This is a genomic window from Pelagibius sp. Alg239-R121, assembly GCF_947331435.1.
GTDB lineage: Bacteria > Pseudomonadota > Alphaproteobacteria > Kiloniellales > Kiloniellaceae > Denitrobaculum.
In genome coordinates, this window is record NZ_CAMZOF010000005.1 from 149,024 (window position 1) to 172,295 (window position 23,272).

The following is a 23,272-nucleotide window of genomic DNA, read 5'->3' on the forward strand; positions in this document are numbered from 1 at the left end:
TTGCCTTGGCCTTTACCAAGCGGTAAGGCTGCGCGGCTCGAACTCGCGAAGGGTTACCCCTACGCAGCGCCGTCGTCGTCCTATCTGTTCCGCCGCGGCGCTGCTGAACTGTCGCCCCCACTCCATTGGCCGGAAAATTCCTTTGAAGGCCGCACTCCTGTTATCGCTCACGGCTCGAACCGCGCCCCCGAACAGCTGGCGCGCAAGTACACAGGGCTATCCGGTTCTCAAGAAACCGCGACTCCTTCGTCGGCATCCGGTGTCGAGGAAATCCCCGTTACACTCACCCGGCTGCACGACTATGAAGTGGTTTATTCGGCACATATGACCCGCTACGGCGCGGTTGCGGCCAATCTACAGCACGCACCGGGGGCGGTCGTCGAGATCTTCATCACCTGGCTGAACGAACCTCAGTTGCAGCGTATGCACGACACCGAGCTGGGAGGTGAAATTTACCGTTTCGGCCGCCTGCGGGCTGTAAAACTGGAACAGCCCGCTGGACCTTTGCCGCCCTTGGAGAGTGTTTTCGTTTATTTGAGCAGTGCCGGTTGCCTGCGGGTGCAAAACCTGCCGGCCGGAATCGCCGCGATACCGGCTGCGGCACGGCGTTTTCCTGCTCTGAGCCAGCTTGATGCCCTCGAATCCGTCCGGAGCCGTTTATACCCCGATCGTGCGCTTGATGATGTCATCCTGGACGTCATCGCCGATCCGCAATTTCGCCGCTCGACCATCGATGCCCTACGCGCTGATGCGGTTCCGCTCGAGGCGCCTCATTTCGAATTTCTGGATCCGCGACCCTCTGACAGCTAGATTCCTTTCTGTCGACGGAGGGTTAGAATTTGAGGCTCAAGGCCTCGAGTTCACCGGCAGGCGTGAGTATTTCCGCCAACAATGACCTCAGCCTGCTCTGATTGCATGGATGGCATGCGGGTGAGCGCAAAGAATTTGATTGCTTTTCGCCGCAGCTCTCTCTATATCCGCCGCTCCTGGCATTGCCTGGGTCATCTACTGGTTGGGGAGGACGGACTATGTCCAATGTACACGCCCTCTTCCAATTGGGGATGGACTTGGACGACGTTTCAAGCACCACCCAAACGGAAGACTTAACTTTCGAGTGCCAGGCATTGCCTGATACACACGCTCAAAACGACAATGAAGACCGCAAGGACTTCTTTATCGAACGCGATGGCGAACGCTTCGCGGGAACGCACCTGATTATCGACCTGATGCAGGCCGAGCGCCTCGACGACCTCGAATACGTCGAAGAGACGCTGCGTGAATGCGTGACGGCCGCCGGTGCGACCCTGCTGCATATCCACCTGCATCATTTCACGCCCAATGGCGGCGTGTCGGGTGTCGCGGTTCTCGCCGAATCCCATATCTCCATCCACAGCTGGCCGGAGTGCGGCTACGCGGCGCTGGACGTCTTCATGTGCGGTGACGCACAACCGCACAAGGCGGTGGAAGTCCTGCGCAAGGCGTTTCAGCCTGATCGGGTCAAGGTGGAGGAGCACCGCCGGGGCCGCGAGGTATGAGCGGCTGGGTTGAAGAAACCCTGCACGACGATCTGCACGTCAAACTGAAGATCGACAGGATTCTCTTCGACAGCCAGACCGAACATCAGCATTTGGTGATCTTCGAGAACGAGACCTTCGGGCGGGTCATGGCGCTGGACGGCGTCATGCAGACGACCGAGAAAGACGAGTTCATCTATCACGAGATGTTAACGCATCTGCCGATCTATGCCCACGGCGCTGTCCGAAAGGTGCTGATCATCGGCGGCGGCGACGGCGGAATGCTGGAAGAGGCGCTTAAGCACTCTGCGATCGAAAAAGTCACCATGGTGGAGATCGACCGCAGTGTCGTCGATCTCTGCACGACTCACCTGCCTTCGATTTCAAACGGTGCCTTCGATGATCCCAGGACCGATCTGGTGATTGCCGACGGGCGCGACTTCGTGGCGAACTGCGAAGAGCGCTACGATCTGGTGATCATAGATTCCACGGATCCCATCGGTCCGGGCGCGGTCCTCTTTACCGAAACCTTCTATCGAGACTGCCGCGGCTGTCTCACCGAAGGCGGTATCCTGGTGACACAGAATGGCGTTCCCTTCATGCAGGGTGAGGAGCTGACTTCGTCAGTCTCGTTTTTCCGGGGACTGTTCGACGACGCCACCTGCTACCTGGCGACCGTCCCGACCTATGTCGGTGGACCTATGGCGTTCGGCTGGGCGACGGATAATCCGGACTTGCGGACAACCGCGCTGACCGAGCTCGAGTCTCGGTTCAAATCCGATCCCGTGGAAGCACGATACTATTCGCCGGAGGTTCATCAGGGGGCTTTTGCTCTTCCGCCTTACGTATCCGAACTGATCCGCTGACCCAAACTCAGTCAGGCCTCAGCTGACACCTGCCAAACTATGGCATTGCGGACATCTGTGTCCTCGAGTTCACGGGTGGTTTTCACTGCGTAGGAAATCACCCGTTCCAGGCCGGATTTGGGCAGATAACTCCGGCTCGGATCGCCCAGAAGCACTGTGGCGCCGCTTGCGGCCAGCATCCTAAGCCAGGTGATTGTCCGGCTCGCCATGGGTTCCTCGTAGCAAACGTCACCGGCAAGAACGAGATCCCAACCGGCATTTTCGCGTCCGATATAGTCTTCAAGGGCGACGTCGATTTTTACACCGTTCTCTTTGGCGTTCAGACAAAGGGCGGCAACCGCAAAGCGATCGATGTCGACGGCCTCAACGCGGCTTGCGCCGGACTGCATGGCTGCGATGGCTTGAAGGCCTGAACCAGAGGCAAAATCCAGGACGCGTTTTCCTGAAACTTTCGCCGGGTGATCCAACAGGTATCTTGCCAGGGCCTGACCACCCGCCCAGGCAAATGCCCAAAAGGGCGGTGGCAGATTCTTTGCGGCGAGCTCTTCTTCTGTTGCCTGCCAGATGGGCGAGATCTCGCTCGCGAGAAAAAGACGGATTTCCGGGATCAGCGGTGCGGTCAGGAGCGCCGTGTTCGCACGCACGAACTGCGTTTCTTTGGTAAGATCGGGCAGCATACCGATTTTCTGTCCGCTGCCGGATCTAAATGCCGTTGGAAACGAGCAGGCCGACGAACAGGATCCATCCCACCTGCCTGTTTGACTTAAACTTGCTTAGGCAATCATGCGGGTCATCCATATCCAGGGTCACGATCTGCCAGCAAAAATGTGCGCTGACGGCTGCCAGTGCGAGCCAGTAGGGCCAGGGAAGTTCCAGGCTGGTCCCGGCTGCGGCCAACATTAAGCTGGTAAGCGCATAAAACAGCCAAAGCCATGGTTTGGTCGCGTTGCCGAACTTGAGCGCGGTGGACTTCACACCGATCAGCGCATCGTCTTCCTTGTCCTGGTGGGCGTAGATAGTATCGTAACCCAGAGTCCAGGCGATTCCGGCCGCATAAAGGATCAGGGCTGGCCAGTCCAGCCCGGCTTGAACGACGGCCCAACCAACCAGCGCGCCCCAATTGAAGGTCAGTCCCAGCCAGGCCTGCGGCCAATAGGTGATCCGCTTCATGAACGGATAGGTGAAGACCAGCAGCAGTGACGCCACGCCGACGGCCACCGCGTAGAAATTGAACTGAAGCAGGATGATCAGGCCGATAAACAGCTGCAGGCCCAGGAACGCAATGGCCTGTCGTGTCGTGACCTGACCGCTGGGGATGGGGCGGTCGGACGTGCGTGCGACCTTGATGTCGAAGTCACGGTCCACGATATCGTTAAAGGTGCAGCCCGCGCCGCGCATAACCAGGGCGCCGGCACCGAACAGCAACAGCAGCCACAGGAACGTTCCGTAGGGCAGGTCGGTGCCCGGCACCGAGACCGCCATGGCAAGGCTCCACCAGCAGGGAAACAGCAAAAGCCAGACACCGATCGGCCGGTCGAGCCGGGCGAGCTTGATGTAGGGCCAGACGGATTTGGGTGTCAGGCGCAAGGTCCAGTGGCTTCGGACGATATCGCTTTTGATCGTCGTGTCATTCACCGTTGCGTTTCCTGTGCTGCGCATGGCCTATTCTTTACTCCCCCTGCGAGCTCACGAAAAGCCCATAGGAAAGCCGGTAGTACCATGGCCGCGAAAATTGAGACCAGACTGCATATTGACGCACCACTTGAATCGGGAACGGCTGTCGGGCTTGACCACGCCGCATCGCACTTTCTGCGTTCGGTCCTGCGCCTGAAGCCTGGGGCGATGCTCGCGGTCTTCAACGGTCGGGATGGCGAATGGTCGGCCCGCATCGATGGCATCGGGAAAGGCTGGTGCTCGCTGGAGGTGATCGAATTGCGCCGAAGGCCAGAGCCAGAACCCGATCTCTGGCTGGTATTTGCGCCAATCAAGCGGGCACGCCTCGACTTTGTCGCTGAAAAAGCTGTCGAGCTCGGCTGTTCGCTCCTACAACCGGTGTTTACCCGCTACACAGACGTCTCCCGGGTCAACAGCGAACGGCTTGCCGCCAACGCGCGCGAAGCAGCCGAGCAGTGCGAGCGCATGAGCCTGCCGGCGGTTCGAGACGTGATTTCGCTCGACGCACTTATTGATAGCTGGCCAGCTGATCGGCGGATGCTGCTCTGCGCGGAATCGGGGGTGGCGCAGCCGGTCGCCGACGCCTTGCACGAAGTTCGTGCTGAAGACAGCCAAGCGGGCAGGGCGCCGTGGGCCGTGATGACCGGTCCTGAGGGAGGCTTTACTAAAGGTGAACTTGACGCCTTAACAAAACTGCCCTTTGTTACGTCTGTCGGCCTTGGACCACGTATCCTCAGGGCCGATACCGCTGCCGTAGCGGCGCTTGCCTGTTGGCAGGCTGTGCTTGGCGATTGGGAAAAACGGCCGCCGCATCGAACGGATGCTTGATTGACGGCTAAAGCGTAACAATGTGCTGCAGGATCGTGGCTCGGCCGCGAATCGATTTATCAGCTGGGGAAGTTAATGTCCGCGCAACCCGAATCCGTCGCCACCGGCGCCGATAACCCTCCGATCACCAGTAAGTCTCAGCTGGTCGAGTATCTCGCCGCTGGCTGCAAGCCGCGGAGCAATTGGCGCATTGGGACCGAACACGAGAAGTTCGCCTTCAACACACGCGATTTGCGGCCGCTTCCCTATGACGGAGAGGCTGGAATCGGCGCGCTTCTCGAAGGCCTGAGCGATCGTTTCGGCTGGCAGAAGATTTGCGAAGGCAGCAATCCGGTCGCGCTCACCAAGGATGGCTGCAGCATCACATTGGAACCAGGGGGGCAGTTCGAACTGTCGGGCGCGCCGCTCGAAAATATCCATCAGACCTGCGATGAGGTTCATACCCATCTGGCGCAGGTCAAAGAGGTGGCTGAACCGCTCGGCGTACATATGCTCGGTGTGGGCTTTCAGCCCAAATGGGGCCGGAGTGACATCAGCTGGATGCCCAAAGGCCGTTACAAGATCATGGGTTCCTACATGCCGAAGAAGGGTAACCTTGGTCTCGACATGATGCTGAGAACCTGCACGGTTCAGGTAAATCTGGATTTCGAGTCCGAAGCCGACATGGTCAAGAAGTTCAGAACAAGCCTTGCTCTTCAGCCGATAGCTACAGCGCTCTTTGCCAACTCGCCCTTTACCGATGGAAAGCCGAATGGCTTCCTGAGCTATCGTAGCCATATCTGGACCGACACCGATCCGGATCGCTGTGGCGTGCCCAGCTTCGTGTTTGACGAGGACATGAGCTTCGAGCGTTATGTCGACTATGTTCTCGATGTTCCAATGTACTTCATTTACCGCAACGGCACCTATGTTGATGTCAGCGGACAGTCGTTCCGCGACTTCATGGCGGGTAATCTTCCCGGGCGGAAGGGTGAGCTGCCGACCATGGGCGATTGGGCCGATCATCTTACGACCCTGTTCCCGGAAGTCCGACTGAAGAAATTCATCGAAATGCGTGGTGCAGATGGCGGTCCCTGGCGCTCGCTTTGCGGCCTTCCCGCGCTTTGGGTCGGCTTGCTCTACGACCAGGAAACACTCGACGCAGCCTGGGACATGGTCAAGAACTGGACCATGGAAGATCACGACTACCTTCGCGCCGAGGTGCCGCGCCAGGCTTTGGCGACGCCGTTCCAAAACTCAAGTGTTCGCGAAGTCGCGCAGCAAATGGTGGCTTTGGCGGAGCAGGGCTTGAGACACCGCAATCGGCTCGACAGCAGCTTGCTGGATGAAACGCACTTCGTGGCACCGCTCAAGAAGGTTGCCGAGAGTGGAAAAACGCCCGCGGACGAGCAACTGGAACAGTTCCATGGCGAGTGGGGCGGGCGAATCGACCCCTTGTTCGAACAGTACGCCTATTAAACCTTCGCAAACCCGTACCTTAGAGTCTGATTGGTTTTCACTGAATCGGTGCAGGGTGCGGTCCGCTCAAAAGGGAAAGAGAGCCGCAGTCGGGGGAAACTGCGGCTCTCTATTAGCGAGGGTGTTTAGGAGACTATGACTATATCCTGCGTCCCGATGTCTTAAGAAGCCATTAACAGCGGCGCCCAAAAGTAGAATTACTTCTATTTTGGCGAACTGCTCGATCTTGCTTCCGCAGTGTCAGGCCGCGGTCCCGCCGACGGTAATGCCATCGATCAGGATTGATGGCTGGCCGACGCCGACCGGGACGCCTTGCCCTTCCTTACCGCAGGTGCCTACGCCGTCATCGAGCGCCAGATCGTTTCCGATCATGGAGATCTTCTTCATGACGTCAGGCCCATTGCCGATCAGCGTCGCGCCTTTCACCGGTGCGCCGAGTTTTCCGTTTTCGATCATATAAGCTTCGGTGCAGGAGAAGACGAACTTGCCTGAAACGATATCGACCTGCCCACCGCCGAAATTCGCTGCGTAGAGGCCGTCTTTCACCGATGTCAGGATTTCGCCGGGGTCACGCTCGCCCGCAAGCATGACTGTATTGGTCATGCGTGGCATGGGGATGTGGGCGTAGCTTTGACGGCGTCCGTTTCCGGTTGGAGTCATGCCCATCAGCCGGGCATTTTGCCGATCCTGCATATAGCCAACCAGGATACCGTCCTCGATCAGGGTGGTGGACTGGGTTGGTGTGCCTTCGTCGTCGATCGTAAGCGACCCGCGTCGGTCCATCATGGTGCCGTCGTCCACGACGGTGACGCCCGGAGCGGCAACCCGTTCACCGATCAGTCCGGAAAAGGCGGAGGTTTTCTTGCGGTTGAAATCCCCTTCGAGGCCATGCCCGACGGCTTCGTGCAACAGAATGCCGGGCCAGCCGGAACCCAGAACGACCTGCATTTCACCTGCAGGTGCAGCGACGGATTCGAGATTTACAAGTGCGCGTCGCAAAGCCTCGTCGACACCGCCTTGCCAATAGGAAGGTTCGAGCAGGCTGTCGTATGCGAAACGTCCGCCGCCGCCGTAGCCGCCACTTTCCATGCGGTCGCCTTCGGCTACCACGACGGAGATGTTCAGGCGCACCAGTGGACGGATGTCGGCCATGCGTTCGCCGCCCGTCCGTAAAATCTGAACCGCACTCCACTCACCGGACAACGAGGCGCTAACTTGGACGATCCTCGGGTCCTTAGCGCGCGCATAAGCGTCGATGTCCGCCAGAAGTTTGACTTTAGCGTCAAAGGCGACCTCGTTCAGCGGATTGATATCGCTGTAGAGCTTGGCGTTGGTGCCCTGCGGTGCCTCGGCCATGGTACCGCCATGGCCCGCGTTGACCGTTTTGACCGTCTCCGCCGCGCGTTTTATGGCTGCTTCGGACAGCTCGCTGGCGTGCGCATAACCCGCGGCTTCGCCTGAAATGCCACGCAAACCGAAGCCCTGGGTCGTATCGAAGCTCGCGCTCTTGAGCTTCCCGTCATCAAATGCCAAGCCTTCGGACTGGCAATATTCAAGATAAAGCTCTCCGTCGTCGGCGCCGGTCAGGGCATCGTCGACGATCGATTCGAGACGGTTACGGTCAAGCCCGGCGCGGGCGTAAAAGATATCGTCCGTATCGGCAACATGGCTCATCAAGAAACTCCGTGTTCAAGCTTGGCTGTTGCGTCCCTGAGGCCTTACCAGGCGGGACGCGGATCAGCAGCGTGCTAAGTCGTCTATACACCTAGTTATCGAGGGGGCTGAAAGCCAGCGAAAACAGGTGATTTTCGCCCTGTTTCGCCAACAAAATCCTGAGCACCCCAACTTAGTTTGCGACATTACGTCGCATAGTGCCCAATCCTTAATAAACTGAGTATAAGACCCGCAACCGGAAATACCGAGGTTTCTGCGACTAAAGACCCGTTTCCGAGGCTTGTCGGGACGGACAGGCTGCGTTAGGTTGCCGCGCAACCAAGCTAGGGGGCACCGGCGAGGGGATTCGATTACTTGGGTGCCGGGGTTGCCAGATCGATCATGGGTACCTTACCCGATAGAAGACAGGATAGAATTACATGGCGTTTTTGAAGCGTGGAGCTCTCATCGCCGGCGTTTTCGCCTTGGTTGCGAGCATGGCCGCGATTGTTTCGGGCACAGTGCTCGCTGAACCCGCAGATCTCAACGGCCTGAAAAACTGGGGTTTGGGTTTCCAGAATCCGACGTCGCCGAACGCAAATGAGATTGAGCTCTTCCACACTGAGCTGCTGGTCATTATTACCGCGATAACGGTTTTCGTTCTGATCCTTCTTCTTTACGTCATGTTCCGTTTCTCGGAAAAGCGTAACCCCAATCCTTCCAAAACGACTCATAACACGCTGATCGAAGTGATCTGGACCGCGGTGCCGGTCATCATCCTGGTGGTCATCGCGATCCCGTCTTTCCGCCTGCTCTATAACCAGGAAAAAGTCGACGATGCCGAGATGACGATCAAAGCGATCGGAAAGCAGTGGTATTGGTCGTATGAGTATCCGGACCACGGCAATTTCACCTTTGACGCCTACATGGTGGAAAAAGAGGATCTAGAGGACGGACAGCCGTATTTGCTGCAGACCGATAACGCGGTCGTTCTTCCGGTCGATACGAAGATCAGGGTTCTGGTTACGGCAGGTGACGTACTTCATGCTTTCGCCATGCCGACCCAACAACGCAAGATCGATGCGGTTCCGGGCCGGATCAATGAGACGGCCGTCTACTTTGACCGCACCGGCACCTTTTACGGTCAGTGTTCCGAGATCTGTGGCACGCGTCATTCCTACATGCCGATCATGTTCACGATCGTCTCCAAGGAGGAGTATGCGGCGTGGGTGGAAACGGCTAAGGAAGAATTCGCGAGGGTCGATGGACCGGCGCCGACGGTTCGTGTAGCCCAGTCCGGGCCCGAGGGCGGTGAGAACGCTGCCGATCCTGTGAACCAGAACATGAACGAAATCGGCGCCCAGTAAACAAGCCGCGCGACGAGCCCTAGAGAGGTGGAAGATATGGCTAACGAAACGACCGCGGCCCACGGCCACGACGATCATCACGATCACAAGCCCGGATTTTTTGTACGCTGGTTTTGCTCAACGAATCACAAGGACATCGGGACGCTTTATCTGCTGTTCGCGATCATCGCCGGTCTGATCGGCGGCGTCTTCTCTGTCATGATGCGTGCCGAGCTTCAGAACCCCGGCGTCAGCGATATGTTCGGCTCCGCTGCCGATCCCGGCCAGTTCTGGAATGTGGTGATCACGGCCCATGGTTTGATCATGGTGTTCTTCGTGGTCATGCCGGCTTTGATCGGCGGGTTCGGCAACTGGTTCGTGCCGTTGATGATCGGCGCGCCTGATATGGCCTTCCCCCGCATGAACAATATCTCTTTCTGGCTCCTGGTTCCGGCTTTCGGCCTGCTGCTTGGTTCGGCCTTCGTCGATCAGGGGGCAGGGACGGGGTGGACGGTCTATCCGCCATTGTCCGCAAAGCTAGGACATGGCGGGCCGTCGGTCGACATGGCGATTTTCTCGCTCCACCTGGCGGGTGCGTCTTCGATCCTGGGTGCGGTCAACTTCATCACGACTATCTTCAACATGCGCGCGCCGGGCATGACACTGCACAAGATGCCGCTGTTTGTCTGGTCGATGCTGATCACTGCCTTCCTGCTGCTTCTGGCGGTGCCGGTTCTCGGTGGCGCGATCACCATGCTGCTGACCGACCGTAACTTCGGCACGACCTTCTTCGATCCTGCCGGTGGCGGTGATCCGATCCTGTTCCAGCATCTTTTCTGGTTCTTCGGTCACCCCGAAGTTTACATCATGATCCTGCCGGCCTTCGGCATCATCAGCCACATCGTCTCGACCTTCAGCCGTAAGCCGATTTTCGGTTACCTGGGTATGGCTTATGCCATGGTTTCTATCGGCTTCGTCGGCTTTGTGGTTTGGGCGCATCACATGTTCACCGTGGGCATGTCCGTCGATACCCGGGCCTACTTCACCGCGGCGACCCTGGTGATCGCGGTGCCGACCGGCATCAAGATCTTTTCCTGGATCGCGACCATGTGGGGCGGCTCGCTGCGGTTTGACACGCCAATGCTCTGGGCGATCGGCTTTATCTTCCTCTTTACGGTTGGCGGCGTGACCGGCGTTGTGCTGGCGAATGCCGGCATCGATCTGGCGCTGCATGACACCTACTATGTGGTGGCGCATTTCCACTATGTGCTGAGCCTGGGAGCCGTCTTCGCGATCTTCGCAGCGATGTATTACTGGCTGGGCAAGATGTCCGGGCGGCAGTATCCCGAGTGGGCGGGCAAGCTGCATTTCTGGGTCACCTTTATCGGCGTGAACCTGACCTTCTTCCCGCAGCACTTCCTGGGGCTGCAGGGGATGCCGCGCCGCTATATCGATTACCCGGAAGCTTTCGCCGGCTGGAACTATGTTTCGTCGATCGGTTCCTACATATCCTTCGCTGGCTCGGTCTTCTTTGTCGTAATCCTGCTTTACACGCTCGCGGCAGGCCGGAAAGCCCAGGCCAATCCCTGGGGAGAAGGAGCGACGACGCTCGAGTGGACGGTGCCCTCACCGCCGCCGTTCCATACCTTCAACGAGTTGCCGCAAATCAAGTAACTCATTCAGTGAACGCCGCTGGCCCGTTGGGCCGGCGGCTTGTGAGAACAGGTAAGTCAGTGCCGTGACGGATACGTCGATTGACATCAAGGCTGAGACAACGGGCGTCGTTCTTGCGGACGGTGCCCGTGTCGGTGACTTTATAGCGCTGCTGAAACCGCGCGTGATGTCTCTCGTGGTCTTCACAGGACTCGCAGGCCTGATTGCGGCACCAGGCCATCTGCATCCGTTTCTTGCGGCGGTCGCGGTGCTTTGCATCGCCGTCAGTGCAGGTGCCGCGGGTGCCATCAATATGTGGTATGATCGCGATATCGATGCGATCATGGAACGTACCAAATCCCGGCCACTTCCGATGGGCAGAGTATCTCCGGACGAGGCACTGAGCTTCGGCGTTACTCTCACCCTGTTCTCAGTGATGCTGATGGGACTTGCCGTCAATTGGACAGCTGCGGTACTCCTTGCCTTCGCCAGCGGGTTTTACGTCTTTGTCTACACTATGTGGCTGAAACGCAGTACGCCGCATAACATCGTGATCGGTGGCGCTGCTGGCGCCTTTCCGCCGATGATCGGCTGGGCGGCAGTGACTGGCTCCGTGGATCTTCAGTCTTCCATTTTGTTTCTGATCATCTTCATGTGGACGCCGCCCCACTTTTGGGCGCTGGCTTTGTTTCGTGAAGGTGACTATGCCAAGGCCGGTGTGCCGATGCTGCCCGTCGTTGCGGGTATTGCGGCGACCAAACGCCAGATGCTGCTTTATACTCTCGTGCTGGTGCCGATTACCTTGTTGCCCAGCGTTCTGGGGACAGCGGGAATTGTTTATGGTCTCGCCGCGACACTCCTGGGATTGCGATTCCTCCATCTTGCCGTGAAGGTCTTGCGCGATGACGGCGTTCGTTACGCCAAACAAATGTTCGGCTTTTCCATCGTCTATCTCTTTGCGCTCTTTGCGCTCCTGATGCTTGACCGCGCCCCCGGTGTTCTCTCGAATCTCGGGTTTAATGGAAGCATGCAGATTGGGCTGGGAGGGTGATGGCGATGCTTGAGAAAGAGGAACGGAGCGAAGTGCATCGCCGGCAGAAGGCGAAGAACTGGACTCTTCTTGCGGCACTGGTCGCTTTCATCGTGTTGGTTTACTTCGTGTCGATTGTTCGCATGGGAATGTACAGTGGCTGACGACAAGCTGCAGACAACAGGTAAAGGGCGCAAGAACGCGCGCACAGCGCTTGTTCTGGGCGGTGTCGTGTTCGGTATGATCGGTTTGTCTTTTGCGACGGTGCCGCTCTACCGCCTCTTTTGCCAGGTGACGGGCTGGGGGGGAACCACACAGGTCGCCGATGTGGCCCCGGCTGAAGTCAGCGAACGCGTCATAGCCGTGCGCTTCAATGCGGATGTGAACGACAAGCTGCCCTGGCGCTTTGGTCCGGTGCAGCGGGAAGTGCAGGTTAAGGTTGGTGAAAACCGCCTTGCCTTCTATCGTGCCAAGAATGTCGGAGGGCGCGCTGTTACCGGAACGGCGACCTTCAATGTTACGCCTTTAAAGGCCGGGCAGTACTTCAGCAAAGTCGCTTGCTTCTGCTTTACGGAGCAGCGCTTGGAGCCTGGCCAGGAACTGGATATGCCGGTGAGTTTCTTCGTCGATCCCGCTATTCTCGACGACCCGAACTTGGATGATGTGAATACCATTACCTTGTCGTACACCTTTTTCCGCGATCTTGACGATCTGGACGAGTCGGCGGAAGAAGAACAGAAGACGACGGAAAACAGGCTTGGAAGCGGATCGGGTTCCGCGACCGAGGTGAATTAGTGAAGGCGAAGCAGTTTTGCTTAACGGACGCCGTATCGTAAGATCGGCGTGAGGTGCTAAGAGGAAGATCATGAGCGCAGCCCACGAACAGCAACATCCCTACCATCTGGTCGATCCTAGCCCCTGGCCTCTGATCGGCGCTATTTCGGCCGGCATTCTGGCCGTTGGGCTGGTGCTGCTGATGCACGACATTACGCCGTGGCTTGTCGCCGTCGGCTTCGCAATGGTGCTTGTGACCATGTACGGCTGGTGGGCTCAGGTGGTCAATGAAGCGACCTTCCAGGGACACCACACTCCGATCGTTCAGATCGGCCTGCGCTACGGCATGATCCTCTTCATCGCTTCTGAAGTGATGTTCTTTGCCGCATTCTTCTGGGCATACTTCGACGCTTCGCTGTTTCCGAAGGAAGCCACCGGCTTCATGTGGCCTCCCGAAGGTGTCGTAACCTTCGAAGCTTTTGATCTCCCGTTCCTTAACACCCTGATCCTGCTGCTGTCGGGCTGTACCGTTACCTGGGCACACCACGCATTGCAGGAAGGCGACCGCCGCGGGCTTCTCGCCGGGCTGGGAATAACGGTCATATTGGGTGTCTTCTTCACCGCTCTGCAGGCATTCGAGTACAGCCACGCTGCCTTCAGCTTTACCGACGGCATCTACCCCTCGACCTTCTACATGGCGACCGGTTTTCACGGCTTTCACGTGATAATAGGGACTATTTTTCTCGCAGTATGCTGGGTACGTGCAGTGAAAGGCCATTTCACGCCAGATCACCACTTCGGTTTCGAAGCTGCTGCATGGTACTGGCATTTCGTCGACGTCGTCTGGCTTTTCCTCTTCGCCTGTGTCTACTGGTGGGGCGGCTGATCCGCGCTACCGGCGCCGAACAAGGGGCTTTTGACGCAATCGGGGGGGCGGTCGAAAATTTGCGCCGCCCCTTTTGATTCCTAACTAACCCCGAGAGTGCTCCATGGCGGACAACAAGGATTATGGATCACCGTCGCCAGTCAAAACCGGGCTGGCCTGCCGCTGTCCCAGGTGCGGCCAGGGTAAGCTGTTCGACGGTTTTCTGACTGTGGCGAAGAGCTGTTCGGTTTGCGGAGTGGATCTTGAGAAGTCGGACAGCGGTGATGGCCCCGCTGTCTTTATTATTTTTATTCTCGGTTTCCTGGTGGTACCGATGGCTCTGCTGCTTGAAGCCAAGGCCGAACCACCCATGTGGGTCCATATGGCAATCTGGCCCGCAGTTATCCTGGGCGGCGCAATCGGCCTGCTGCGCCCGCTGAAAGGCTTGATGATCGCTTTGCAGTTCAAGCACAAAGCCAGCGATTCCGGCAGTATCGACTACGATTGAGTTTTCATGTCAGCACCTGAGAGTTCCTTCGGCGGCAAGCGCCGGTTCCGGCCCAGTTTCTGGGCAACAGCCGTCACAATTCCGGCCCTAATTATTTTGCTCGGTCTGGGGACCTGGCAGGTCCAGCGATTGCAGTGGAAGCAAGAGCAAATCGAGCTGCGTCAGGAGCGGGCGCATGCGCCCGTTGTTCCCGTTTCCGAAGTCCTCGATGTGCCCGCGGAAAAGGAATTCTTTCATGTCGAAGTGACGGGCCGTTTCCTGCACGACAAGGAACTCTACCTCGCGGCCCGCTCTCTGAACGGCAATGTGGGGCAGCATATCGTTACCCCTTTCCAGATGTCGGATGGGCGCGTCCTGCTGATCGACCGGGGCTGGGTGCCGAGCGAGAAACGCGATCCAGAAACCCGAAGTGAAGGTCAGATCCAGGGAGATGGCACCGTTGACGGATTGCTTCGTTTGGGCGGCTGGAAGGGCTACGACTTCATTCGACCGGATAACGACCCGGCCAAAAACTTCTGGTTCTACGTCGATTTCGAAGCCATGGCGGTCGCAACCGGCCTAGAAAATATGATCCAGACGGCTTACTTGGATGCGGGACCGGCGGAAAATGCAGGGGGATACCCGATTGGCGGGCAGACCAGAATTACGTTGCGCAACGACCATTTTCAGTACGTGCTGACCTGGTATGCGCTGGCATTGATTCTGGCTGCTGTCTACTTCGTCTACCATTTCCGGCCGGAAGAAGAGTAACCAGCCATGGACACGCTCCGCAGAGCGCCTTCATCTGAGAACACAATGAGATTAACAGCACCGGGAGCGAGACCTGTTCGATGACCGCGTATGAAACCCTGCAACAGCGTTTTCGCCGTTTGCATGCTCTAAGTGAAGCCGCGGGTATGCTGCACTGGGATATGGCGACTATGATGCCGGCGGGCGGTGCCCAGGCGCGCACCGAACAGCTGGCTGTTTTGAGCGTGACCTGCCACGAACTTCTGGCCGCTCCTGAAATGACCGAGATCTTCGGTGCGGCCGAACAGGAGTTAGACGGACAGGAGCTAGACGGGCAAAAAGATACTTGGCGGCGGGCGAATCTACGCGAGATGCGCCGGCGCTGGCGCCACGCGACGGCCCTGGATTCGCGGCTGGTCGAAGCCATGACCAAAGCCGGCAAGAATTGCGAGATGGTTTGGCGAGATGCACGGCCGAAGAGCGACTTTGCCGCCGTCCTGCCGGCGATGACCGAAGTTCTCAATCTTTCCCGGGAAGCGGCTGCTGCCAAGTCGGAAGTTTTTGGCTGCTCTCTCTATGATGCTCTGTTGGATCAATACGAGCCCGGTGGTGCCTCTCAGAAAATCGATCTGATCTTCGATGAATTGGCCGCATTCCTGCCGAACTTTCTCTCCGATGTTCTGGATCGTCAGTCGGATAAGCCACAACCCATCGCGGTCGCTGGTCCCTTCGCCCTGGATGCTCAGGAATCGTTGGCCCGCAAGATGATGCAGGCTGTGGGCTTCGACTTTGAACATGGCCGGTTAGACGTCAGCCTTCATCCTTTTTGTGGCGGCGTCCCGGACGATGTCCGCATTACCACGCGCTACGACAGCGAAGATTTTATGAAGGCCCTGATGGGTGTCTTGCATGAAACCGGGCATGCGCTGTACGAGCGCGGCCTGCCGCAAGACTGGCGGTTGCAGCCCGTGGGTGAGGCGCGGGGCATGGCTGTTCATGAGAGCCAATCGTTGCTGATCGAGATGCAGGCCTGCCGCAGCTCCGAGTTCATGACCTTTGCCGCTCCGCTAGCGCGCGACGCGTTCAGCGGTCAGGGGTCGGCCTGGGAACCGGCCAATCTTCTTGCGATTTACAATCGGGTGAAGCCGGATTTCATTCGAGTCGACGCTGATGAAGTGACCTATCCTGCCCATGTGATTTTGCGTTATCGCTTGGAAAAGGCGTTGATTGCGGATGAGATGTCGCTGGCCGATCTGCCCGCGGCGTGGAATGACGGCCTGCAGGAATTGCTTGGCATCACGCCACCCGACGATCGTCTGGGCTGTCTTCAGGATATTCACTGGTACGATGGCGCATGGGGTTATTTCCCAACCTATACGCTTGGCGCCATGGCGGCAGCGCAGCTCTTTGCCGCCGCCAAGACGGCTGAACCGGAAATCCCCGCTGACATTGCCAAGGGGGATTTCAGCCGCTTGATGGCCTGGCTGGGCGAAAACGTTCATGGCAAGGGTTCATTGCTGAGCACGGATGAACTGTTGGAACAGGCGACAGGCAAGGGTCTCGATGCCGAGATCTTCAAAGCGCATCTGACGAGCCGGTACCTTAACTGACTGTTATCCCACAAACCCTGGGTCGCTGCCGCGGATCGTCCAGCAGCGGCCGTTACAGTGGGGAATGGGCGTTGGCCGGGCTTGCTGATGACCCAGCCCGCGTCTAAATTGTTCCTCCATCTTTTGAGTAAACGCCGATGATGTATCGCTCCACGCGGGGAAATGCCCCGATCCTGAAGTTCGATGATGTGCTGCTTGCCGGATTGGCACGGGACGGTGGTCTGTATCTGCCTGAGAGCTGGCCAAGCTTTTCAGCCAAGGAGATTCGCTCCTTCGTCGGCATGAATTATCCGGACCTGGCATTTCATATCATCCGTCCTTTTGTCGGCGACAGCATTCCGGAGGATGACCTGAAGGGCCTGATTGACGACGCTTATGCGGATTTTGGGCATGCCGCGGTGGCGCCGTTGAAACAGCTTGATTCCGACCTCTGGGTCATGGAGCTGTTTCATGGGCCGACCCTGGCCTTTAAGGACTTCGCGCTTCAGTTACTCGGGCGTCTGTTTGACTATATTTTAACCCGCCGCGGGGAGCGCGTGACGATTGTCGGCGCGACTTCGGGCGACACCGGTTCGGCGGCCATCGAAGCCTGCCGTGATCGTTCCCAGATCGACATCTTCATTCTGCATCCCCAAGGCCGGGTTTCGGAAGTTCAGCGCCGCCAGATGACGACTGTGCAGGCGGCGAACGTCTACAATATTGCCTTGGATGGTAACTTTGACGACTGCCAAGATGCAGTAAAAGCCATGTTTAACGATGGCGAATTTCGTGACCGGGTTTCGTTGTCGGCGGTCAATTCAATCAACTGGGCCCGCATCATGGCTCAGATCGTCTATTATTTTGCGGCTGGCGTTGCCCTGGGTGCCCCTGACCGTCCCATCGGATTTTCTGTGCCGACCGGCAACTTCGGTAATGTTTTTGCGGCCTACGCTGCGGGCCGCATGGGTTTGCCGGTTTCGCAATTGATTGTGGGTTCGAACCGGAATGATATTCTAACCCGATTCTTCGAGACCGGTACGATGGATATGCTGCCCGTTGAAGCGAGTCTGTCGCCCTCCATGGATATTCAGGTGTCCAGCAACTTCGAACGCCTGCTATTTGACCTTCTTGATCAGGACGGCGCAGCAGTTACAGAGACCCTGTCCAACTTCCGCTCCACCGGCCGGTTCGAGTTGGCGTCCGATCGCTTACAACGTGCACAGCGCTTGTTCGACGGTTATCGCCTGGACGATGAAATGACCCTTGCCGAAGTTGCGCGTTTGCATCGCACGACAGGTGAGGTGATCGATCCACATTCGGCAATCGGTATTGCTGCCGCCCGCGCCAAACGCCGGGACGACGTTCCGGTCATGGTCGCGATGGCCACTGCCCATCCTGCGAAGTTTCCCGATGCGGTCGAACGCGCTTGCGGTATCAGGCCGGAACTGCCGGATGGCCTCTCTGATCTTTATGAGCGCGATGAGCGCCTGACCAGCCTGCCGAACGATCTGGCTCAACTCATGTCTTTTGTGGAGAGCAATCGCTGGCCGTCCAACCAGGGAGCGGCAGTTTCGTCGGAGAAGTCGGCATGAGTATTGAGGTTTCTACGCTTTCCAACGGCTTGCGGGTCGCAACCGATCGGATCGATACGGTGGAGACCGCGTCGCTCGGCGCCTGGGTCGGTGTCGGCACACGTCATGAACCGGCGGCGGTGAACGGCGTTGCCCATATGCTCGAACATATGGCCTTCAAAGGCACGAAACGCCGGTCTGCCTATGCGATCGCGGAAGAGATCGAGGCTGTCGGCGGGCATCTGAACGCCTATACCAGCCGTGAAAACACCGCTTTTTATGCACGGGTCCTGGCTGAAGACGTGCCATTAGCCGTCGATATCATCGGCGACATCCTTCAGTCCTCAATTTTCGATCAGGAAGAACTGCAGCGTGAACGGGCGGTGGTCTTGCAGGAGATTGGACAGGCCGCTGATACGCCGGACGATATTATATTCGACCATTTCCAGGAGACCGCCTATCCGGCGCAAGCCTTGGGGCGCCCGGTCCTCGGCACCAGTGAAATTGTCGGTGGCTTCCAGCGCGACACCCTGCGCGACTATATGACAAATCATTACGGCGCGGAGAACATGGTGATCGCCGCTGCCGGAAAGGTCGATCACCGAAAGTTCGTTGATCTGGTCGAAGCACACTTCGGCGGCCTGGGGTCCGGCACTTCCCTGGACGAGGAAAAAGCCGACTATAAGGGCGGAAATTTTCGGGAGAGCCGAGACCTGGAGCAGGTACACTTCCTGCTGGGATTCCAAGCCGTCGATTATCACGATCCTGACTACTATGCCGCTTTGTTGCTTTCGACGCTTTTCGGCGGTGGCATGTCATCACGGCTGTTCCAGGAAATTCGCGAAAAGCGGGGACTTGTGTACTCCATCTACTCCTTTGCTTCGTCTTATCGTGATGACGGGGTTTTCGGAATTTACGCCGGTACCGGCGAAGCCGAGGCAGCGGAGATGGTGCCGGTAATATGCGACGAACTGCTTAAGCTCTGTGAAGGTGTCGGCGAAGACGAAGTTTCGCGCGCGGCCGCGCAGCTTAAGGCTTCAATCCTGATGAGCCGGGAGAGCAGCGGTTCCCGCTGCGAGCAGCTTGCGCAGCAACTCCTGGTCTACGGCCGTCCGGTCGGTGCCGCTGAGATTGTGGAAAAGATTTCGGCAGTCGACAGCACTCGGATCGCTGATTTGGCGCGGCGTATGATAGCATCGGCACCGACTGCAGCAACCATGGGGCCGATCGGCGAAGTTATGCCTTTTGATCAAATTGTCAGCCGGCTGAGGTGAAGAGCGGTGCTGTTGTCGAACTTCCGTGCCCAGGATGCCAAGTCGCTACGCCTTATCAATCAACGGGTCTACCTGCGGGCACCGCAATCAAGCGATTGGCGGGCCTGGGCGGATGTGCGGGCTCAGAGCAGGGATTTTTTGACTCCCTGGGAGCCAACTTGGTCTTATGACGCCCTGACGCGTGGTGCCTTTCGACGCCGTCTGCGTCAGTACGGCAGCGAATGGCGACAAGGCGTGGGATACAGTTTTTTTGTATTTCGCGGTGAAGATGATGCTCTGCTGGGTGGGATTACGATGTCAAATCTGCGCCGGGGTGTCGCCCAGTGTGCGAGCCTCGGTTACTGGATCGGAAGGCGCCATGCACGCCAGGGCTTTATGAGCGAGGCCTTGGTCGCGGTTCTGGATTATGGATTTGACCAGCTTGGGCTTCATCGTTTGGAAGCAGCTTGCCTACCCATCAATGAAGCCAGTCAGGGCTTGTTACAGAAAGTCGGATTTTCCGAAGAAGGCTACGCACGGCAGTATCTTCGGATCAATGCGCAATGGCAGGATCATGTGCTTTTCGCGGTTTTGAGGGACGATCAGCGCCAACGCAGTTCCGACCCGGTCGGCTGGACCAGCTAGGAATATGAATCCTCAATCTTGAGTCCTATTCACTCAATCTCATAAGATTGGAGTGGATCTTGGGGACAAGAGGTCAGGCGTGACCTGCTTCGCCGGAAAGCATCGAGACGTCGATGCCAAGTTTCCCAATTGCCCGTTCCCACTTGTCATCCAGACTGGTGTCAAAGATCAGATCTTCATCGGCGCTGGCATTCAGCCAGCCATTCGCTTGGATTTCTCCATCCAGTTGACCAGGTCCCCAACCGGCGTAACCCAGTGCGAGCAGGCTGCGGCGCGGGCCGTTACCATTGGCCATGTCTTGCAGGATGTCGATTGTCGCGGTCAACGCCACCGCGTCGTCGACCTGGAGACTGGAGTCCTGAATGTACTCACCTGAGTGCAGAACAAAGCCGCGCGCTGATTCGACTGGCCCGCCGAAGTGCACCTTGATCTCATCGGAAGCATCACCGCGCGCCACGCCAAGCTGTTCCAGCAAATCTGGAAAGGTGATGGCGCCGACCAGCCGGTTGATAACCAGCCCCATGGCGCCGTTATCGTTATGCGCGCAAACATATATGACGGTGCGCGTAAATCTCGGGTCCATCATCTGCGGCATGGCAATGAGAAGTTGACCCGTAAGGGAGGTTTCGTCGCTAGCTTCGCTCATCGGTCCTAAGCGCTCAAAAAAGGTTGAAGCGCAAGTGGTTACTGCCCTGCGCGTCGTTTACTATGGGTGCGGTCGTTCTCGATTGGAACAATCAAGAATGTAGATCATCCTCCTGCTTGTTAAGCTTGAGACTGACCCACAACTTTCCTTCATTCAAAGAAAACCAATCAGGCTCTACCCTGCGGCCAAAGCTCGCAGTCGCGAACAAATCATCAACACGATAATGTTACGCGTGCAGAACCTCTATCCACACCTATATTATCTCACATGGTTTCAATAGGGATGTAAAGAATCTTGCCGTTAACGCACCTATACCGGCGATTTGCCCAGTTCTGCGCGATTTTGGCCTTGGCAATTCCCATCGCGATTGCCGATTCTGCCGCAGGATTGGCGGCAGCCGGTCCTTGGGCGAAGAACGATCAGGCGTCCGTGCGGTTGCTGTCTTCCGGTGCTACGGCTGGCAGTAGCGGCGAGATACAACTAGGCCTTCACTTCAAGCTGGAACCCGGCTGGAAGATTTACTGGCGTTCACCGGGGGATGCCGGCTTCCCACCGATGACCGACTGGTCAGCATCGGACAACCTGGCAGAGCTTTCGCAGTTTTGGCCGGTCCCGCATCGATTCTCGCTTTTTGGGTTGGAGACCTTCGGCTATGGCGACGAGGTTGTTTTTCCCATCACGGCCAAAGTCGAGCGCGCTGGAGAAGCTTTGAAGCTACGCGGACAAATCAACTATCTGGTTTGTGACGAAATCTGCATTCCCCACAATCAAGAAATCTCCCTCGACCTGGCAGCGGGACCTGACAGCCGCTCGCCGGAAGGTTTTCTGATCGACAGTTACACCGCGCTCGTTCCTGATGATGGCAGCCGCGCGGGTTGGACACTCGGCTCAGCATCTTTGGTTGGTGAAATGGATTCGCCGTCACTCGAGGTGATTGCGCGGGCCAATACTCCGTTTTCCCAACCGGATCTCCTGTTGGAAGGGCCGCCGGGCTTTACGTTCGGCAAGCCCGTTGTTGAGTTAAGCGATGGCGGCAAGACGGTGACGCTGCTGGCCGCGATTGGCAAGACTGCACTTGCGGAGGGCGTGATCGAGGGAAAACGCCTGACGGTCACTGTGACCGATGGCAACAGTGGGATGGAGCAGGTGGCCATTGCCCGGTTCCAAAGCATGGCAGCTGGTGTCGCGGAATTCGACTTTTTAACACTGCTTCCGATCTTAGGTTTCGCTTTTCTCGGCGGCCTGATCCTGAACCTGATGCCATGTGTGCTGCCCGTCCTCTCCATCAAACTGCTGTCGGTCGTCGAGCAGGGCGGGCGTAGCCGTCGTGACGTAAGGGCTGGCTTCCTTGCCTCCGCCGCCGGCATTATCACGTCTTTCCTGGTCCTTGCTGCAGTTGCGGTGGCCCTGAAGTCCGGCGGTGCGGCTGTTGGCTGGGGGATTCAGTTTCAGCAGCCGTTGTTTCTCACCGCAATTACACTTGTCGTCTCTCTCTTTGCGTTTAACCTGATGGGTTTTTTCGAGATCGGTCTGCCGTCTGCTTTGGCTGATGTTCTCGGACGCCCGGCCCCTCAGAGCGGTACCGAGCCTTCGGGGTTTCGCAATCTCGCAAACCATTTTGGCAGCGGCGCCTTCGCGACGCTTTTGGCGACCCCTTGTTCGGCGCCCTTTCTGGGAACCGCTGTCAGCTTTGCCCTGGCACGCGGTGCCTCCGAGATATTCCTGATTTTCACTATGCTCGGCATTGGTCTCGCCGCACCCTTCCTGCTGGTTGCGACTATGCCTGGCCTGGCCAGCAGTCTGCCCAAACCGGGTGCGTGGATGGTAACGCTGAGACGTGTTCTCGGCCTTGCCCTGCTGGCTACGGCAATCTGGCTCCTGACGGTACTTGCCAGTCAAATCGGCACGCTCGCGGCAGGGATCGCCGCAGCCCTGCTGGTCATCATGGGCGTGGTGCTGTGGCTTGGACGAGGTCCGGCGCGGGCTGGTGGTGCGCTGGTATCAATCGCCGCTTTGGCGCTGGCATTCGGTGTATTTGCGTTGCCGCGCAGCTTCGCCGAAGCGCCAAAGGCAGAGGTGGTGCTGGATAGCTGGCGTCCGCTCGATCAAAGTGCGATTGCGCTCCTCGTCTCGCAAGGCACCCTTGTCTTTGTCGATGTGACAGCCGATTGGTGCATTACCTGCCAAGTGAACAAGAAACTCGTGATCGATACTGAAGAGGTTCAAGCGATCTTGGACCAGGAGACGACCGTGGCCATGCGCGGCGACTGGACCCTGCCCGACGAGTCGATAACCGCTTACCTCGCCAGCTTCGGCCGCTACGGCATCCCCTTCAACGCGATCTATGGTCCGGGCGCGCCCGAAGGTGTTGCTCTTCCAGAACTTCTGACAATTGAGGCTGTACGCGAAGCCATTGAAAAGGCATCGGGTGAAAGTTCAAAGTTGGCCTCGGGAGAGGTATCGCAGTAGACCAGTCGAGGTAACGGTCTCGCTTTCTGCGATATGGTAACACCAGTTGATTCCAAAGGTCGCTTGATTTTACCGGATCAGCAGAATGCGCGAATCCTGTTCTAGTTATTTTCCCAAAACCCCAGTATAATGTATGCATTATCGGATTCATTGATTGTCATCTAATTGCAATCGACGGAATTCACTAGAGGTCGATCGCTC

The 23,272-nt window shown here is 57.7% G+C and carries 22 protein-coding genes; 18 read left to right on the plus strand and 4 right to left on the minus strand.

Annotated features, from left to right (window positions below; genetic code table 11):
* The 3 genes from QMZ18_RS17065 (at position 1) to speE (ending at position 2,380) form a co-directional block, all read left to right on the plus strand.
* Positions 1 to 810, plus strand: a complete 810-nt coding sequence (locus QMZ18_RS17065) for a hypothetical protein (protein ID WP_282607534.1) — start codon at positions 1 to 3, stop codon at positions 808 to 810.
* Positions 811 to 1,028: 218 nt separating this feature from the next.
* Positions 1,029 to 1,535 carry an adenosylmethionine decarboxylase gene (gene speD, locus QMZ18_RS17070; protein ID WP_282607535.1) on the plus strand — a complete coding sequence of 169 codons (507 nt, stop codon included), beginning with the start codon at positions 1,029 to 1,031 and terminating at the stop codon, positions 1,533 to 1,535.
* Positions 1,532 to 2,380, plus strand: coding sequence for a polyamine aminopropyltransferase (gene speE / locus QMZ18_RS17075; RefSeq protein WP_282607536.1), 849 nt, complete (start codon positions 1,532 to 1,534; stop codon positions 2,378 to 2,380). Before speD ends, speE begins: the two co-directional genes overlap by 4 nt.
* Before the next feature lie 11 nt (positions 2,381 to 2,391).
* Here speE and QMZ18_RS17080 read toward each other — a convergent pair whose 3' ends face one another.
* Complete coding sequence (locus tag QMZ18_RS17080; RefSeq protein ID WP_282607537.1) at positions 2,392 to 3,057, minus strand: methyltransferase; 666 nt, start codon at positions 3,055 to 3,057, stop codon at positions 2,392 to 2,394.
* Between the two features lie 25 nt (positions 3,058 to 3,082).
* A complete protein-coding gene (gene ubiA, locus QMZ18_RS17085) occupies positions 3,083 to 4,015 on the minus strand; it encodes a 4-hydroxybenzoate octaprenyltransferase (protein ID WP_282607538.1) in 933 nt (310 codons plus the stop codon).
* 84 nt (positions 4,016 to 4,099) lie between these two features.
* On the opposite strand from ubiA, the gene QMZ18_RS17090 reads away from it, so the two are divergent.
* Together QMZ18_RS17090 and QMZ18_RS17095 are read left to right on the plus strand one after the other, a co-directional pair.
* Positions 4,100 to 4,882: a 16S rRNA (uracil(1498)-N(3))-methyltransferase gene (locus QMZ18_RS17090; protein WP_282607539.1), complete on the plus strand. Its 783-nt coding sequence runs from the start codon at positions 4,100 to 4,102 to the stop codon at positions 4,880 to 4,882.
* 75 nt (positions 4,883 to 4,957) lie between these two features.
* Positions 4,958 to 6,340: a glutamate--cysteine ligase gene (locus QMZ18_RS17095; protein ID WP_282607540.1), complete on the plus strand. Its 1,383-nt coding sequence runs from the start codon at positions 4,958 to 4,960 to the stop codon at positions 6,338 to 6,340.
* Between the two features lie 240 nt (positions 6,341 to 6,580).
* On the opposite strand, the gene tldD is transcribed toward QMZ18_RS17095, so the two are convergent.
* On the minus strand, positions 6,581 to 8,014 hold the full coding sequence (tldD, locus tag QMZ18_RS17100; RefSeq protein ID WP_282607541.1) for a metalloprotease TldD: 1,434 nt from the start codon (positions 8,012 to 8,014) through the stop codon (positions 6,581 to 6,583).
* A gap of 419 nt (positions 8,015 to 8,433) precedes the next feature.
* On the opposite strand from tldD, the gene coxB reads away from it, so the two are divergent.
* The 12 genes from coxB to QMZ18_RS17160 all read left to right on the plus strand — a co-directional run bounded on the left by coxB (position 8,434) and on the right by QMZ18_RS17160 (position 19,956).
* Positions 8,434 to 9,360: a cytochrome c oxidase subunit II gene (gene coxB / locus QMZ18_RS17105; RefSeq protein ID WP_282607542.1), complete on the plus strand. Its 927-nt coding sequence runs from the start codon at positions 8,434 to 8,436 to the stop codon at positions 9,358 to 9,360.
* 36 nt (positions 9,361 to 9,396) lie between these two features.
* Entirely contained in the window at positions 9,397 to 11,013 is a 1,617-nt protein-coding gene (gene ctaD / locus QMZ18_RS17110; RefSeq protein ID WP_282607543.1) for a cytochrome c oxidase subunit I, read from the plus strand.
* 79 nt (positions 11,014 to 11,092) lie between these two features.
* Positions 11,093 to 12,043 carry a heme o synthase gene (gene cyoE / locus QMZ18_RS17115; protein WP_282607905.1) on the plus strand — a complete coding sequence of 317 codons (951 nt, stop codon included), beginning with the start codon at positions 11,093 to 11,095 and terminating at the stop codon, positions 12,041 to 12,043.
* A gap of 5 nt (positions 12,044 to 12,048) precedes the next feature.
* Complete coding sequence (locus QMZ18_RS17120; protein ID WP_282607544.1) at positions 12,049 to 12,186, plus strand: hypothetical protein; 138 nt, start codon at positions 12,049 to 12,051, stop codon at positions 12,184 to 12,186.
* Positions 12,179 to 12,817: a cytochrome c oxidase assembly protein gene (locus tag QMZ18_RS17125; protein WP_282607545.1), complete on the plus strand. Its 639-nt coding sequence runs from the start codon at positions 12,179 to 12,181 to the stop codon at positions 12,815 to 12,817. The genes QMZ18_RS17120 and QMZ18_RS17125 overlap by 8 nt, the downstream gene beginning before the upstream one ends.
* Positions 12,818 to 12,887: 70 nt before the next feature.
* Positions 12,888 to 13,682 (plus strand): cytochrome c oxidase subunit 3, encoded by a 795-nt coding sequence (locus QMZ18_RS17130; RefSeq protein WP_282607546.1) that lies wholly within the window; start codon positions 12,888 to 12,890, stop codon positions 13,680 to 13,682.
* 103 nt (positions 13,683 to 13,785) lie between these two features.
* Positions 13,786 to 14,169, plus strand: coding sequence for a DUF983 domain-containing protein (locus QMZ18_RS17135; RefSeq protein WP_282607547.1), 384 nt, complete (start codon positions 13,786 to 13,788; stop codon positions 14,167 to 14,169).
* Between the two features lie 6 nt (positions 14,170 to 14,175).
* A complete protein-coding gene (locus QMZ18_RS17140; RefSeq protein WP_282607548.1) occupies positions 14,176 to 14,919 on the plus strand; it encodes an SURF1 family protein in 744 nt (247 codons plus the stop codon).
* An 80-nt stretch (positions 14,920 to 14,999) separates the two neighbouring features.
* A complete protein-coding gene (locus tag QMZ18_RS17145; RefSeq protein WP_282607549.1) occupies positions 15,000 to 16,508 on the plus strand; it encodes a carboxypeptidase M32 in 1,509 nt (502 codons plus the stop codon).
* A 137-nt stretch (positions 16,509 to 16,645) separates the two neighbouring features.
* Positions 16,646 to 18,079: a threonine synthase gene (gene thrC, locus QMZ18_RS17150; protein WP_282607550.1), complete on the plus strand. Its 1,434-nt coding sequence runs from the start codon at positions 16,646 to 16,648 to the stop codon at positions 18,077 to 18,079.
* The gene (locus QMZ18_RS17155) at positions 18,076 to 19,332 is read left to right on the plus strand and encodes a pitrilysin family protein (protein ID WP_282607551.1); all 1,257 of its coding nucleotides are present in this window, start codon (positions 18,076 to 18,078) and stop codon (positions 19,330 to 19,332) included. The genes thrC and QMZ18_RS17155 overlap by 4 nt, the downstream gene beginning before the upstream one ends.
* A 6-nt stretch (positions 19,333 to 19,338) precedes the next feature.
* A complete protein-coding gene (locus QMZ18_RS17160; protein ID WP_282607552.1) occupies positions 19,339 to 19,956 on the plus strand; it encodes a GNAT family N-acetyltransferase in 618 nt (205 codons plus the stop codon).
* A 73-nt stretch (positions 19,957 to 20,029) separates the two neighbouring features.
* On the opposite strand, the gene QMZ18_RS17165 is transcribed toward QMZ18_RS17160, so the two are convergent.
* Complete coding sequence (locus QMZ18_RS17165) at positions 20,030 to 20,602, minus strand: YqgE/AlgH family protein (RefSeq protein WP_282607553.1); 573 nt, start codon at positions 20,600 to 20,602, stop codon at positions 20,030 to 20,032.
* 294 nt (positions 20,603 to 20,896) lie between these two features.
* On the opposite strand from QMZ18_RS17165, the gene QMZ18_RS17170 reads away from it, so the two are divergent.
* Positions 20,897 to 23,071 carry a protein-disulfide reductase DsbD gene (locus QMZ18_RS17170; protein ID WP_282607554.1) on the plus strand — a complete coding sequence of 725 codons (2,175 nt, stop codon included), beginning with the start codon at positions 20,897 to 20,899 and terminating at the stop codon, positions 23,069 to 23,071.
* Positions 23,072 to 23,272: the final 201 nt, after the last annotated feature.